This is a genomic window from Pantoea sp. S-LA4 (genome assembly GCF_054482835.1).
In genome coordinates this window covers 136,044-150,556 of the sequence record NZ_JBTLRC010000001.1, presented here as the reverse complement: position 1 = coordinate 150,556, position 14,513 = coordinate 136,044, and the positions used below count along the sequence as shown (strand labels likewise).

Here is a 14,513-nt window from a genome sequence, read left to right as displayed (position 1 = left end):
GAAAATGAGCGTACAGGAATACACACGAAGCATCCTCAGTGAATTAGAGCAAAATGCGCAGAAAATTGATGAGGATCAGGCGATGCAGCTGATTGCCCGGATCCGCAGTGCGGGACACATTTTTTTGCAGGGAGCCGGACGCAGCGGAGTTGCAATCAGGGGGTTTGCTAACCGGTTAATGCATCTGGGATTCTCCGTGAGCGTGGTGGGAGACATTTCGTCTCCACGTGCCCGTCCGGGTGACCTGTTGATTATTGGTTCCGGCAGTGGCGAAACCGGCAGCCTTAAAAGTCTCGCGCAAAAGGCTGCTGAAAGTGGCGTCGGTGTGGCGCTGGTGACCATGAAGAAAGACTCGTCAATTGCCAGACTGGCCGGCAGCATACTGGTTTTACCTGGTGCAGTGACAAAGGAAAACGATCACAATCCGGTACCATTTTCCCAGCCGATGGGCTCTGCATTTGAGCAGCTCTGTTTCATAACTTACGATGCCATTGTGCTTGAGCTGATGGCTCAGCTGGGAGAAACCAGCAAAACCATGGCTGCACGGCACGCTGACCTTGAATGACGTCACAGAGCGCTTCTCCGGAAGCGCTCTGTGCATGGCACACTTTTAAAAGACCGGCAGGTTGCCGAGATTATCGCGTGTCGTACTATTCGGATCAGTCGTAAGGTAAATATCGTCTATGACGTGAACATTCGCGCCATAAACCCACTGCCCGTTAACAAGCGTGATCGTCTTAAACGTCGCCTTACTGGCCTTTATCAGCTCGGCAACAAACTGTCGCGAGTTGATGGAGGCGTCTTTATTTCCCTTGCCAGCTTTGATGATTTTAACGTACTGAATGTGCTGCCCTGTACTGTCCCTGCGTATACCCGAGATATAAAAGTCTGCCATGTGACTCTCCTTCGTGGCTACACCGCGTAACCGCGTTCCACAGCCTGATATTTGTTCAGACGGGTGAATTTCAACCATCACACTTATCATTTACAGGGATATATATCGATAGCCTTCTGCTGCCGAAAACGACGTCTGCTCAGCGACCTACTGCGGATCGCATATTCAGGGGTAGAACAGGTGGGGAAGCACAACTGCCAGTCAGGCTGGCAGCCTGACTGGCAGCCTGACTGGCATCAGGTGCCGGAGGGGATGATTTAAGGTTCAGCGTGTTCCCATGCAGCTTTGCGCAGGTCTGCAGGTTTAAGCTCCTTTGCCGGGACAATCACGCCATCACATTTACCGTGGCGGAATACCGTGATGTTGTCCGCGACGTCCAGCAGTTCCTCTTCCTCGCTCGATACCACGATAACGCAGCAGCCTTTATCCGCCAGCTGATGGATGATGCGGTAGATGTCCGCTTTCGCACCAATATCGACACCTTTAGTTGGTTCATCCAGCAACACCAGGTCCGCGTTTTGCGCAATAACCCGGGCCAGCAGTACCTTTTGCTGATTCCCGCCAGAGAGGGCCTTAATCGGTCCATCCAGCGATCCCCGCGTATTCATTTTGCCCAGCAGTTCTGAGGCAGCCTGCCGCGCCGCGCCGTGACTCACAAAACCACCGGAGCGGAATTTTTTCAGAACCGGCAGCGTCGCGTTAGCATAGCTCGACATCTGGGGAATAAACCCGTCCTTTTTACGCTCCTCGGTCAGGTAGGCAATGCCACGGGAAATGGCCTTTACAGGTGATGAGGGATGATATTCCCTGTGTCCCACCCGGATTTCACCACCGGTGACGGTTTCCAGTCCAAACAGCGTCTGGCACAGGCGCGTACGGCCTGCACCGGCCAGTCCATAGACTCCAAGAATCTCCCCGCGGTACGCTTCAAGGTTCACACCTTTAAGGCGATCCGTATGCAGGTTACTCACCGACAGCCAGGGTTTACCCAGTGCCCCCCGGATCAGGCCGCGGCTGTTTGAGGGAGCCTGATAAGCATTTGCGTCGCCCACGATTGCGTCGATAATGGCGCTCTTGCTCAGCGTTTTTTTACCTTCGTTATAAATCACGCGGCCGCCGCACATCACTGTAGCCTCATCGCAGACGCCCAGCACCTCGTCCAGCTTATGCGATACCAGCACCACGCCAATCTGTTTCTCGCGCGCAATGCGCTGTACGGCCTGCAGCAGCGCGTCTGCCTGCGCACCCTCCAGCGCGGTCGTCGGTTCATCGAGAAAAAGAAAACGTGCGTCACGATCGAGATTAGAGACCACTTCCAGCATCTGCTTGTCCGGATGAGAGAGGTCCCTGACAAGATCGGTCGCGCTGAAATCCAGGTGGTAATCACTCAGCACTTTCTCAGTATGTGCAATCATGCTGACATCATCGGTAAAACCGTTGCGCTTGCGGCGCTCACGCCCGAGGAAAAGGTTCTGCCATACGCTCATACCGGGAATAAGCCGGAGTTCCTGGTAGACGCAGGCAATACCGTGGCTGAGCGCATCACGTGGCGATGCAAGGCGCACCGGCGTAGCACCAATCATCAGCTCCCCGTTATCCGGCATATTGACGCCAGCCAGTATTTTCAGCAGCGTTGATTTACCCGCGCCGTTATGGCCGAGAAGGGCGTGAATTTCACCAGGTTTTACGCTGAAATCCACACCATGAAGGACCTGCACGCCTGAAAAACCGATTTTTATCTGCTTCGCCACATAATTCATAACTGTCTGCCTTTTACTCAGTACGCTGAACCCATAACGGAGGCCGCGTTGTCTTTAGTGACCAGCAGCGGTGGATTGTTGATCATGGCCGGGACCTGTTCACCGCCCAGGCTTTTCCGGACGTTTTCAACCAGTATCTGAGCAAGCTTTACGGGTTCCTGAATCGCACCGGCTTTGAGTATGCTGTTGTCCTGAACGGCTTTAACGCCTTCTTTATCTACAAAAGCATATAATTTCACTTTGTCACTGACGCCCAGCTGCCTGATGGCTGCCAGTGAACCCAGTGCGGAAGGTTCGGTGTCTGAATACACCACGTCAATCTCCGGCCTGCCCTGCAGCATTTCAGTGGTCACTTTCAGAGACGTGGTTTCTTCCACCTTTCCGTTAACCAGCGCAACAAACTTAATATTTTTATTGGACGCGACGGCGGCTTTGAACCCCTCATCACGGGCGTTTGCGGCTATTGAAGTCGGTTCTCCCACTATCCCGACCGTTGCCGGGCTGTTTTCACCGATGTCCTTCAGCAGCTGCTGCCCAATGAGCCTGCCGCCTTCCCGCTGATCGGTCTGAACCCCCTGCACAAGGGTGACGTTCTGTTGTTTGAGTCCCGCTGTATCAGGGAGGATATTGATAGCAAATGCCGGGATTTTTGCCTGATTGAGCTGACTGATAATTGAAACGCATGGCCCGGACGAAACGCAGTTCACCGCAACCGCATCCACTTTCTGCTCGATGAAGTTCTGCACCTGCGACAGCTGTTTGGCATCGTCATTATCAGAAATCGAGATTTTGACGTTCATCCCCTGAGCAGCAGCATTATCCTCAAAGCTTTTTTTCATGGCCACATAATAGGGGTTGGTCAGGTTCGGAAGCGTTACACCGAGTGTTTTTTTGCCAGCGCCTGCGGTGCTTTCCGCATCATCCCGGTTACAGCCGGCAAGCAGGCAGGCCAGCGCAACGATCGTAGCTGTTGCAGTGAGAGTCGTACGCAGTTTCATGTTTATCTCCTGGTAAGGTACAGGTCAGAGGTTAAGAGGCTTTATTGTTGTGTTTTTGGTGATTTCCTGACTTTGAACCAGGGGATCACGATTTTTCTGGACGTGCGCAGAGTATCGAACGTCACGCCAAACAGGATGATCAGTCCGATAACCAGCGGCTGCCAGTAAGCGCTGACGTTCAGTACGTTCATCAGATTGGATATGGCGGCAATCAGCATTGCCCCGATCATCGCGCCGATAAGGCTGCCGGTGCCGCCAAACAAGCTGACGCCGCCCACTACCGCACCCGCGATTGAGAAAAACAGCTCGTCACCACGGCCCGCCGTCGGATATCCAGTCATCAGGCGCGAGCCGTAAATCAGTCCGCCGCATGCCGAGCAGAGACCGGAGATGGCATAGACCAGCAGGGTTATACGCGGAATGCTGATCCCTGACAGGCGCGCGGCATCTGCGTTGCCGCCGACCGCATAAATATGGGTACCGGTGATGGTCCGCCGCAGGAAGATGACGCCAATAATAATGGCCAGCAGCAGGGCTATCACCGGAAACGGAATACCCAGGGGTTTTGACTGACCGATAAGGCTGTAACCGATTTGCGTCACGCGGATCGACTCGGCTCCGGTGATAATCTGCGGAATGGATGCCGCCACGCCCATCATTGCAAACGTCACAATGAAAGGTGGAACGCCGGTACGTTCGATGATCAGCCCATTAACCAGACCGCTCAGGGCCCCCACCGCCAGAACCATGGGTACGGCAAGCTGCCAGGGAATGCCAAATTTTTCCATCAGCAGCGCCGCGACTACGCAGGTCATGGCCACAATTGAGCCACAGGAAAGGTCAATCCCGCCTGTCAGCAGAACAAAAGACTGCCCCAGACACAGGAAACCGATGACCGCGCCGTTAAGAAGTAAAACCATCATGTTGGATACGGTCAGAAAATTAGGCGTGGCGATAAAGCCGCCCAGCATAACCAGTAAAAAAACCACGGCGATCCCCGCTTCAGCAGGCACTTTAAGTGGCTGCCTTGGGGGTTTAATTTTAGCGGGTGTGCTCATTGAACTCATTGCAGCTCTCCTGATAAAGCATTGGCATAGTTAACGTAAGCGTTCAGAACATGGCGCGCATCCTCACAGGGATCGGCGACTTTCACAAATGGCCTGCACCAGCGTTCGGCCATTTCAGCATTCGTACATCCCAGTACAGCAGCGGCTGCCTGAATGGCTGCCCCGGCGGCGGCTGTTTCTTCCACCGGAGAAACCCAGACCGGTTTGCCAGTCAGGTCAGCAAGGATCTGGCGGTAGGCATGTGACTTCGCCCCGCCGCCGGTGACAACGATGTGCCCGTCATCACTGAAGCCATGCTGTTTCAGGATCAGTCCGCCTGCCAGCAGGCCGCACAGCACGCCTTCCACGGCAGCGCGGGCCATATCTTCTCTGGTTGTGGTGGTGCGTAACCCGCGCATGTGCCCCGTAGCGTCGGGAAGGTTAGGCGTGCGCTCGCCATCCAGCCATGGGACAAGCTGCAGACCGTTGGCGCCGGCAGGTGAACTCAGTGCGAGTGCATCGAATTCGTCAGTGGTAACACCCAGCAGGGTGCGGAATGTATCGGTTACCTTCGCGGAATTCAGCGTGGTAATCATGGGAATGAAGCGATCGGCCGCATCTGCATAGCCGTTGATAATCCCGGTGCTGTCGGCTATTCCCGTCGGGGTTATGCCGTACAGCGTACCGCTCGTGCCGATCGATATGCCGATATCACCGGATTTCAGGTTCATTCCCAGCGCAGCAGACATATTATCGCCAGTTCCTACGCCTACAACGGCACCAGCAAGGTCTTCCAGACCGGGGATCAGCTTCACCACGCCAGCAGGCTGATGCGAGGGAATGATTGCAGGCCAGAGGGAGAGCCAGTCAATTCGGTTGTTTACCACAGCAGCGAGCTCAGGCTCCCAGCTATTGGTGAAAGGGTTGAAGTAGCCGGTCCCGGATGCACCGCCACGCTCACACACAAAACTGCCGCTGAGGCGATAAACCAGATAGTCAAACGGCAGCATAATGCGATGGCACTTTTCAAGCAGGCCGGGGCAGTGATGTTCGGTCCACGCCAGTTTTGAAATGGTCATCGCCGGTCCGGGCACCGATCCTGTAAGGCGAGCCCACTCTTCAGGGTCAACTTTCCGGCACAACTCGTGTGCCTGGGTAGCAGACTCAGTGTCATTCCAGAGCTTGGCTGGACGCAGTGCCCGGTCATCTTTATCAAGCATGACCAGACCGTGACCCTGCCCTCCGACAGCAAGCCCTGCAATACGGGGCTGCCATGCTTTGAGCTCATCCAGAGCCGAAGTTAACGCGTCCCACCAGGCCTGCGGATCCTGCTCACTGCAGGGGGGCGTCGTCGGCGGATGCGGCTTACGGGCCTGAGCAATCACGTCGCCACTTTCAAGGCTGCGCAGCATAACGGTACAAGACTGAGTCGATGAGTCTATTCCCGCAACAAGGTCCCGCTTCATTGAACTACCCCTGAACAATTTCTGAGAAATGACAGAGCTGAACAAAAGTATCATCAGACTCAAAACAGCTAAGCCGGGATGCTGCATGGCTCAACAATTTTGCTCATATGATCACTTTTGTTTGCTCGTTTGTTAAGTGCAGACAATACCGCTATGAAATCATCCGTCAATTGACGTTATCCGGGAACGTTAAGCAGCTCTCACTTTTATTCCTGATAGTCCTGCCTGCGTTGGACTGATCTCTCCGGTGTAAGCTCCTCCGGTCTGGCGCTGATGAAGAAGCAGATGCCTCCAGGATAGTCAGCACTCTGCCGGAGGGAGGCCGCCGTAAATATTCTGCCAGTACGTATCAGCGTTTCTGACACCCCCCGCTCATTACGCCGCCAGTCATTGAGTGACCCGTCAGGTTCAGATCAGCTTCTGCGGTTAAATCGAAAGTATGATGAATAACTTTTTTAAAACTGGACAACGGCATTTCAAATGACTAATCTACCTACTAGTAGATAGCTGGCCTATTCTGGCTTTCTCCCACAAACCGTTTACAGGAGTATGTATGTCGCATTCAGCAAAACCTCAGGCTTCCGCTGACGCCATCAGTAACGTTCGTGAGGCCGTTCGCGCAGAGCCTGGCCTTGGTAACATGTCATTCCAGGTAAAAGCGCGTTCACACGGCGGTCTGGCCGTACGTGTGGAAACCGGATCGTCATTTCAGAATGGCAAAGAAGACCGTAGCCGCGTAGGCAAATTCTCGAATATCGGGGACGAACCACCTGGGCTGCTTGGTGCCGACACCGGCATGAGCCCCACCGAATATATTCTGCAGGCGCTGGCCGGGTGTTATACCGCTACTCTGACCCTGATGGCTGCTGAAAAAGGTGTAGATCTGGAAAGTATCGAGCTGGATCTCTATTTCGATATTGATATGAAAGGTTTCCTGGGACTGGATAAAAACGCCCGTAAAGGGGCTAAAGGTATCCGCGTAGACGTACGTCTTGAAAGTAATACGGCGAGCCGTGAACAGCTGGAAGAGCTGGTCAGCCTGCTTCCTGAGGCATCACCTATTCATGACACGCTGGCTAACCCGGTGCCGATTGAGACACGTCTCGTATAAGTCACATCTGTTCTGCCTGTGAAGCTTCATGACCCTGTTCCTCCCGGAGCAGGGTTTTTCTGTGCAGCCAGTTATCTGTTTTACTCAGCACTGTTCTGCATGAAGCTTCAGGCGCATAACAGACTACCGGAGTCGCCTGTTATGCGCCTCGCATCGCGCCAATCAGCGCATCGTCACAAACTCTTCTGCAGCCGTCGGGTGGATCGCTACGGTGTTATCGAAGTCTTTTTTGGTGGCACCCATTTTCAGCGCCACGGCAAAGCCCTGCAGAATCTCATCCATACCAAATCCGATACCGTGAATGCCGACAATCTTCTCATCGGCACCCATACAGACCAGCTTCATACGGCACGGCTGACGATGCTGAGTGACCGCGGTGTACATGGCAGTGAACGACGATTGGTAGACCTTCACCTGATCGTCGCCATACTGTTCGCGCGCCTGCGGTTCGGTCAGCCCCACGGTGCCAATCGGCGGATGGCTGAACACCACGGTCGGCACATTGCTGTAATCCAGATGCTCGTCCGGCTTGTTGTTAAACAGACGCTCAGAGAGACGACGGCCTGCGGCAACCGCAACCGGCGTCAGTTCAACCGCACCGGTGTTGTCGCCCACGGCATAGATGCCTGACACACTGGTGTTCTGGAATTTATCGACTTTGATATAGCCCCTGTCGTCGAGTGCCACGCCTGCGGCTTCAATGTTGAGGTGATCGTTGGCGGGCTCACGGCCAATCGCCCAGACCAGGCAGTCCACGGTACAGTCACTGCCATTTTCCAGCTGCAGCGTCAGGCTGCCATCACTGTTTTTAATCACCGCTTTTGGAATGGATTCGGTGTGCAACGCCGGACCTTCGCTGTTCATCACTTCGACCAGCGTCTCGGTGAGTAGCGGATCGAAGCTGCGCAGCGGCGCCTGCTTACGCACGAACAGGTGAGTTTCTGAACCCAGCGCATTCACAACGCCCGCCAGCTCAACCGCGATATAGCCCGCGCCAACAACTGCGGTGCGCTTCGGCAGCGCATCCAGCTCAAAGAAACCGTCGGAATCAATGCCGTACTCTGCGCCCGGTATCGACGGATGGCTGGGGCGACCGCCGGTGGCAATCAGAATATGATCCGCCGTGATGATCTCACCGTTGACTTCAACGCTGTGCGCATCAACGAAACGGGCGAATCCTTTGATCACTTCAACATTGTTTTTACCCAGCACGTTTTTATACGAAGTGTGGATACGGTCGATATAGGCGCTGCGGTTTTTTACAAGCGTGGCCCAGTCGAAGCGATTCACTGTGGTGTCGAAGCCATAATCCGGTCCGTAGAGATGGATAGCTTCGGCGATTTGCGCGGCGTGCCACATGATTTTTTTCGGTACGCAACCCACGTTCACGCAGGTGCCTCCCAGTTCTTTCGCTTCAATCAGGGCGCATTTCTGGCCATAGATAGCCGCACGGTTTATCGAGGCGATACCGCCGCTGCCGCCGCCGATGGTGAGATAATCGAAGTGTCGGTTTGTCATTTTTGTACTCCGGACAGCTCTGCTGTCCTGGTTTCAGGTTGAGGCGGTTAATGCCAGATATATACGAAGCAGCCCTTCGCTCAGAACGGCGCGAGGGCAGGCAAGATTAAGCCGTATGTGGTTATCACCGTTACCGACAAACATGGATCCGTCCTCTACAAGAACACCCGCTTTTTCTGCAAAAAAGTGGGAAGTGAATTTCGGTTCGTCCTGAGCAGAAAGCGGCGCCAGGTCAATCCAGGCAAGATAGGTGCCTTCAGGAATGCTGTAGCGGACGCGGGGAAGATGTTTTTTCAGCCACTCACTCAGGAAAAGAAAATTTCCGTCAATATAGCGTTTTACCTGAAGCAGCCACTCATCACACTGCGACCAGGCCGCAATGTTAGCCGCCAGGCTTAGCGGGGAAACGAATTCATCGTGCAGGCGAAGCCAGGCAGTCCTGACGCCAGGATCAGGGATCATGATGTTGGCCAGCAGGTTACCTGCAAGGTTAAACGTTTTGCTGGAAGACATGCAGGTAATGATTTTCTGACTGTGGGGAAAAAGGGAAGCCGCAGGCGTGTGTGAAATGCCAATGCGCGTCAGGTCACAGTGAATTTCATCTGAAATGATCCAGACGTCGTTTTCCAGACAGATTTCGGTCATCCTGCGAAGCTCATGAGGATGCCAGACACGCCCCGTGGGATTATGCGGATTACACAGGAAAAACGCTTTTATCCTCAACGTATTATCCTGCACAAGATTCTGCATCGCATCAAAATCAACCGTCATATACCCGCTATTGCTTTTCAGCGGGCAGCTGATCACACGACGGTCGCTGTATTCCCCGGCTTTCTTAAAGGGGGCATACGAGGGTGTGAGGATCAGGATACTTTCATCCTGACGTGTCAGTAATGGAACCAGCCGGTACAGCGCGGGTATCACCCCGGGTGACAGCACAATACTCTCGCGCGGAAAACGATAGCCATAGTGCCTTTCGCACCAGTTTTCAAAGCTCAGAAGATACCCGGGGTGGTAAGCTTTAGTATAACCAATTATTTTCTGGCTGAGCCGCGCACGGATAGCCTCCAGTACCTCCGGAGGCGTGGAAAACGCCATATCCGCTACCCACAGATTAATAAAGCCACCGGGCGGCTCTGATGGTATGTCGCCCTGGCAGTCGCCGAACATATATTCACGCCAGCCCTCGGCGGTCAGACTGTCTGTTCCCGATCGTTCAATAAGCCCGTCAAAATCGTATTGCATGAAGATATCCGGTATATCCGAAATAACAATCACGGCCCGACGACCGTCAGACAGACCAGCTGCAGGGAGTCCGGGCAATGCAAAGCACCCGGATTGAGATTACCAACCTACTAGTTGGTAAATCAAGTCTTTCTGATCTTTTACTTTGCCGGGCTGCTGCCACTGCTTTCGGACCGCGAAAAACCAATTACTATACCAATCCCGCTGAGCACGGCCCCCGCAGACAGAACCATTTTCAGGCTCAGTGATTCACCGGTAAATAACACGCCGCCGAGCATGGCGAGACAGGGTACGCTCAGCTGAACCGTACTCGCGGTCACGGCATCCAGATGCGGCAGAAGTGAATACCAGAGAACGTAGGCGCCGGCTGATGCAACTGCACCCGCCATTACGGCCAGAACAATGCCAGTGCCGTCAGCATGCATACCGCTGCTGATAAAAGGAGAAACAAGAAGCGCCAGGGACGCGGCAATCAGGAAGTTACCGGCAGTAGACGCTGTGGCTTCAGGCATTTTTTTGCCGGCAAGGGTATAGGTCGCCCAGGCAAGCCCTGCCAGCGCCATGATCAGCGCACTGCCCGGCATCGGCGCTGTGGCACCGGGTAACAGCAGCATCAGTAATCCGCAGGACGCTATAAGAAGGCCTGCGGCTCTTCCCGGGGAAAGCCTGTCTCCGTGAAAAAGGCCGTAAATAACCATGGCCAGCTGGACAACACCAAACAGCAGTAATGCACCGGCACCGGTATCCAGATGAATATAAGCAATCGCAAAACACATGGCATATACCACGAGACTGAACCCATTTTTCAGGGACAGTGAGCCTTTTCCGTCCTTCCGGAGCAGGAAAAAAGGCAGCAGAACGACAGCACCGCTTAACAGTCTGAGATCGGTAAAGGTCACCGGATCAATGTGGTTGCCACGCAGCGCCACGCGGCAAATGACGGAGTTGGCCGCAAAGGCAATCATGGCAATAATAACCTTCAGTACGATAAATTTTTTGGTCAAAGTGGGTACTCCAAAAAGAAAAACATACACTACCAACCAGTAGATTGGTAATATTCATGCTAACGTTTTGGCTGTCCGGACAGGCCTGAAGTAACTTATTTAAGCCTGAGACGGAAATTAAATAGCGGATCTCGCGCAGCGGTTTCGCTACCGGGAACCGGATAACTTAAGACAGGAGAAAAATGATGAACTTCAGGGCACTGTTTACACACGCAATGGATTACGAGCCTTTTACGCAGGGCGGTGCAGAGAAAGATGTCGGGGCGTTACGTTATTTTGAAGCGCTGGCAGGACAGGCAGAGGATAAAACGCTGTCTGAACGTTTGTCTGCCTTGCAGGGCGGCTACTACATTCTGGTCGTGGCAGAGATGTGGTGCCCGGACTGTCACCGAAACCTGCCAGCCATCAGGGCCGTTGCCCGCGCAGCTCCACACGTTTCTCTTGGCCTGATTACGCGTGAAGACGCGGGCAATGAATTTTCAGCTTTCTTTGGCATTGATAAAATTCACATTCCTTTTGCCGCTGTGCTGAACAGCAACTTCGAACTTCTCGGTAAGTTTATTGAAAGACCGCGTAATGCAAACGATGCGCAGGGAAACATGACCGACCGGTACCGAAAAGGTGAGATGCTCCTGGATACAACCCGGGAAATTGCCGCAGTACTGTTTCGTGCAGAGGAAGCCGCTGCGCATTGTCGCCGCCAGAACAGCTGAGGAAACACGCCGACTGCTTGCCATAAATGGGCATGAAGGATACAATCTACCAACTAGTAGATTGAAGAGTTTAAAAATGACGATTATGACGCGTGAACGGCTGGTTAATGAGGCCGAACACCTGATGCGGGAAAAGGGTTATTCAGCTTTCAGTTATGCTGACCTGTCTAAGCTGATTGGTATCACGAAAGCAAGTATACATCACCACTTCCCGACGAAAGAAATCCTCGGTCAGGAGGTCGTGAAGCAGGCTGTCAGTGATACGGTTAACCAGTTTGATCAGATTGAAGCAGTACATCACAAAGCGGCAGATCAGATTACCGCTTATGTAGCATTATTTGAGGCGAGCTACCGGGCATCACTATTGCCGCTATGCTGCGCGCTTTCAGCTGAAACGGCAAACCTCCCCGAGGCGATTATTGAACAGACCTCCCGGTATTTTGATATGCAGATTACATGGCTGACTGGCGTGGTTAAGCGTGGCACAGATGCAGGTGAGTTTGTTTCTGCCATGCAGCCCGCCGATGTGGCTATGCTGATAATAAACCTCTGCGAAGGCGCCAGCGTGGTGGCCCGAGCGACTGGCCGGTCTGAAGTCTTTAAAACCAGCCTGCGGCACATCCTTCTTACCTTAAACACTACCCCTGAGGAATAACGTTATGTATGACTGGAGCAATTACCGTCAGGAATTAATGCAGCGCCTCGGTGAACTGGGCAAGCTGGCGCCGGATACGATGAAAGGCGTGGTTACTTTGGGCGCTGCAGGCAATAAAACCGACCTGCTGGGTGCAAAGGTCCGGGAACTGATAGCCCTGGCGTGTGCGGTGACAACCCGGTGCGACGGCTGCATTGCGTTTCACGCAGAAGCCGCCATCAAGGCCGGCGCGACGGATGAAGAAATTGCCGAAGCGCTGGGCGTTGCCATCAATCTGAATGCGGGCGCCGCTGCTGTTTATTCAGCCCGTACCCTTGATGCAGTCAGCCAGCTGCGCGGTTAAGGAACATTACCGCCTCCTCAGAAAAGGGCCTTAAGGCCCTTTTTTTATTTCTTCCAGCGCTGCAGCATAAAACGCTGGTGATTTAACGCCAGGTATCCGGCGTACCAGCTGGCCTTCCCTGAAAATCAGTACCGAAGGAAGCCCCCATATTTCATACTTAGTCGTCAGCACTGGCGCCTGATCGACATTCACTTTGCCGACCTGAATACTTTCTTCCAGGCCGTCGGTAAACGCGCTAAAGAATGGCTCACTGCTCTGGCAGGGCGGACACCATGGCGCCGAAAAGCGCACGACAGAAATGCCTTCATACTGTTCAATATCGCGAAAATTATCTTCGTTATAAGCTATTACTTCACGCACGTTAACTCCTCCTGTTTCTGTTCAATGGCCGGGCATCTGTTGTGTCTGCCGCCCATCTGAAACCTTAATGCTGAAAATATTGGTGTAGCCGTAAGCTGCAGTATAATTAATTGCTGTTGACCTATCAACTAGTAGGTTGGTATAGTGCCGAACATAAACCCGGCAGGCCGGAACGTCCGGAGCAAAAAACCGAAGCCCGGCCCCTATAGCCATCATTGATATCGTCAGAGGCGCACTATGAGCAAATTATTCACCCCCTTTAACCTGGCTGGAACAGAGCTGAAAAATCGCGTCGTAATGGCCCCCATGACCCGCACCCGTACCATGAATGACGTTGCCGGAGAGGTGGTTGCCCGTTACTACGCGCAGCGGGCCTCCGCAGGTCTGCTGATTACGGAGGGGCTGCCGGTTTCAGAAGAGGCACGCGGCTATCTCTACACGCCGGGCATTTATACCCGTGAGCACGTAGCCGGCTGGCGCACGGTGACCGATGCGGTACACGCAAAGGGCGGCCGTATCTTCGCCCAGCTGTGGCACGTCGGCCGCATGTCCCATGTTTCATTACGGCAGGGTAATGCCGCCCCGGTGTCATCGGGCACCATTCCGGCAACCAACACCACCGTATTTGCCCTGACAGAATCCGGCGAGCCAGGCCCTGTCGTCCCCAGCACGCCAAGAGCACTGGAAACCGCTGAAATCAGGCGTATTACGGCTGACTTTGTTAAGTCAGCAGAACTGGCAATGGAAGCGGGCTTTGACGGCGTCGAAATTATGGCGGCCAACGGCTTCATCTTTGACCAGTTCCTCAGCACCGCGCTGAACCACCGCACCGATGCTTACGGCGGTACCGTTAAAAACCGTCAGCGCTTTCTGATTGAAACCATTGATGCGGTCTCTTCCGCCATTGGCGGCGAGAAGGTGGGCGTGCGGCTTTCCCCGTTCGGGCGTATTTATGATCTGGCCCCGTATGAGGGGGAGGAAGAGACGTGGGCGGTTCTGGCGATGACGCTTGGAGAACGTGAACTTGCCTATGTTCACCTTTACTACCAGCCGGCTTATATCAATGCACCTGTACCTAAGGGCTTTAAGAATTTCTTCCGTAAGGCTTTTGGCGGCACGCTTATCGGCGCCGGCGGCTTTACACGGGACATTGCCAGCGCCGCTCTCGAAGCTGAGGAACTGGACCTGGTGGCATTTGGCGTGCCCTACATCGCAAACCCTGACCTTGTCGAAAGAATGCAGAACGACTGGCCGCTGGCTGAAAGCGATCGCAGTACCTATTACGGCGTCAGTGGCAATCCTGAAAAGGGATACACCGACTATCCGGCTTGGCAGGATGAACAGAAACGCTAAGACTCCGGCAGTCTTCAGTCGTCACACGAACAGCAGAAATTCAGGA

The 14,513-nt window shown here is 53.9% G+C and carries 15 protein-coding genes; 6 read left to right on the top strand and 9 right to left on the bottom strand.

From position 1 onward, the window contains the following. Positions 1–4 precede the first annotated feature (4 nt). Positions 5–565: a 6-phospho-3-hexuloisomerase gene (hxlB, locus tag ACX3P5_RS00830; RefSeq protein ID WP_029571190.1), complete on the top strand. Its 561-nt coding sequence runs from the start codon at positions 5–7 to the stop codon at positions 563–565. A gap of 45 nt (positions 566–610) precedes the next feature. On the opposite strand, the gene ACX3P5_RS00825 is transcribed toward hxlB, so the two are convergent. From ACX3P5_RS00825 to xylB, 5 genes are all read right to left on the bottom strand, one after another. Continuing rightward, complete coding sequence (locus tag ACX3P5_RS00825; protein WP_064691144.1) at positions 611–895, bottom strand: DUF3892 domain-containing protein; 285 nt, start codon at positions 893–895, stop codon at positions 611–613. A gap of 257 nt (positions 896–1,152) precedes the next feature. Further along, positions 1,153–2,655 carry a sugar ABC transporter ATP-binding protein gene (locus ACX3P5_RS00820; protein WP_064691143.1) on the bottom strand — a complete coding sequence of 501 codons (1,503 nt, stop codon included), beginning with the start codon at positions 2,653–2,655 and terminating at the stop codon, positions 1,153–1,155. Positions 2,656–2,672: 17 nt separating this feature from the next. Then, a complete protein-coding gene (locus ACX3P5_RS00815) occupies positions 2,673–3,653 on the bottom strand; it encodes a substrate-binding domain-containing protein (protein ID WP_067437157.1) in 981 nt (326 codons plus the stop codon). Positions 3,654–3,694: 41 nt separating this feature from the next. Beyond that, positions 3,695–4,720: an ABC transporter permease gene (locus ACX3P5_RS00810; RefSeq protein WP_064691141.1), complete on the bottom strand. Its 1,026-nt coding sequence runs from the start codon at positions 4,718–4,720 to the stop codon at positions 3,695–3,697. Continuing rightward, a complete protein-coding gene (gene xylB, locus ACX3P5_RS00805; protein WP_458968129.1) occupies positions 4,717–6,165 on the bottom strand; it encodes a xylulokinase in 1,449 nt (482 codons plus the stop codon). Before xylB ends, ACX3P5_RS00810 begins: the two co-directional genes overlap by 4 nt. A gap of 553 nt (positions 6,166–6,718) precedes the next feature. On the opposite strand from xylB, the gene ACX3P5_RS00800 reads away from it, so the two are divergent. Continuing rightward, complete coding sequence (locus ACX3P5_RS00800; protein ID WP_029571184.1) at positions 6,719–7,276, top strand: OsmC family protein; 558 nt, start codon at positions 6,719–6,721, stop codon at positions 7,274–7,276. A gap of 162 nt (positions 7,277–7,438) precedes the next feature. Here the strand turns inward: ACX3P5_RS00800 and gorA are convergent, their stop codons facing one another. The 3 genes from gorA to ACX3P5_RS00785 all read right to left on the bottom strand — a co-directional run bounded on the left by gorA (position 7,439) and on the right by ACX3P5_RS00785 (position 11,043). After that, positions 7,439–8,794, bottom strand: a complete 1,356-nt coding sequence (gene gorA, locus ACX3P5_RS00795; protein ID WP_424999313.1) for a glutathione-disulfide reductase — start codon at positions 8,792–8,794, stop codon at positions 7,439–7,441. A 33-nt stretch (positions 8,795–8,827) separates the two neighbouring features. Beyond that, positions 8,828–10,039 (bottom strand): MalY/PatB family protein, encoded by a 1,212-nt coding sequence (locus tag ACX3P5_RS00790; RefSeq protein ID WP_067437149.1) that lies wholly within the window; start codon positions 10,037–10,039, stop codon positions 8,828–8,830. Positions 10,040–10,179: 140 nt separating this feature from the next. Next, positions 10,180–11,043 carry a DMT family transporter gene (locus ACX3P5_RS00785; protein ID WP_159222870.1) on the bottom strand — a complete coding sequence of 288 codons (864 nt, stop codon included), beginning with the start codon at positions 11,041–11,043 and terminating at the stop codon, positions 10,180–10,182. A 182-nt stretch (positions 11,044–11,225) separates the two neighbouring features. On the opposite strand from ACX3P5_RS00785, the gene ACX3P5_RS00780 reads away from it, so the two are divergent. From ACX3P5_RS00780 to ACX3P5_RS00770, 3 genes are all read left to right on the top strand, one after another. Continuing rightward, positions 11,226–11,756, top strand: a complete 531-nt coding sequence (locus tag ACX3P5_RS00780) for a thioredoxin family protein (RefSeq protein ID WP_458968128.1) — start codon at positions 11,226–11,228, stop codon at positions 11,754–11,756. Between the two features lie 76 nt (positions 11,757–11,832). Continuing rightward, complete coding sequence (locus tag ACX3P5_RS00775) at positions 11,833–12,411, top strand: TetR/AcrR family transcriptional regulator (RefSeq protein ID WP_029571179.1); 579 nt, start codon at positions 11,833–11,835, stop codon at positions 12,409–12,411. Positions 12,412–12,415: 4 nt separating this feature from the next. After that, on the top strand, positions 12,416–12,754 hold the full coding sequence (locus tag ACX3P5_RS00770; RefSeq protein WP_029571178.1) for a carboxymuconolactone decarboxylase family protein: 339 nt from the start codon (positions 12,416–12,418) through the stop codon (positions 12,752–12,754). A 30-nt stretch (positions 12,755–12,784) separates the two neighbouring features. On the opposite strand, the gene ACX3P5_RS00765 is transcribed toward ACX3P5_RS00770, so the two are convergent. After that, positions 12,785–13,114 carry a thioredoxin family protein gene (locus ACX3P5_RS00765; protein ID WP_064691136.1) on the bottom strand — a complete coding sequence of 110 codons (330 nt, stop codon included), beginning with the start codon at positions 13,112–13,114 and terminating at the stop codon, positions 12,785–12,787. Between the two features lie 237 nt (positions 13,115–13,351). Here ACX3P5_RS00765 and ACX3P5_RS00760 point away from each other — a divergent pair, with 237 nt between their 5' ends. Next, the gene (locus ACX3P5_RS00760) at positions 13,352–14,467 is read left to right on the top strand and encodes an alkene reductase (protein ID WP_275103446.1); all 1,116 of its coding nucleotides are present in this window, start codon (positions 13,352–13,354) and stop codon (positions 14,465–14,467) included. Positions 14,468–14,513: the final 46 nt, after the last annotated feature.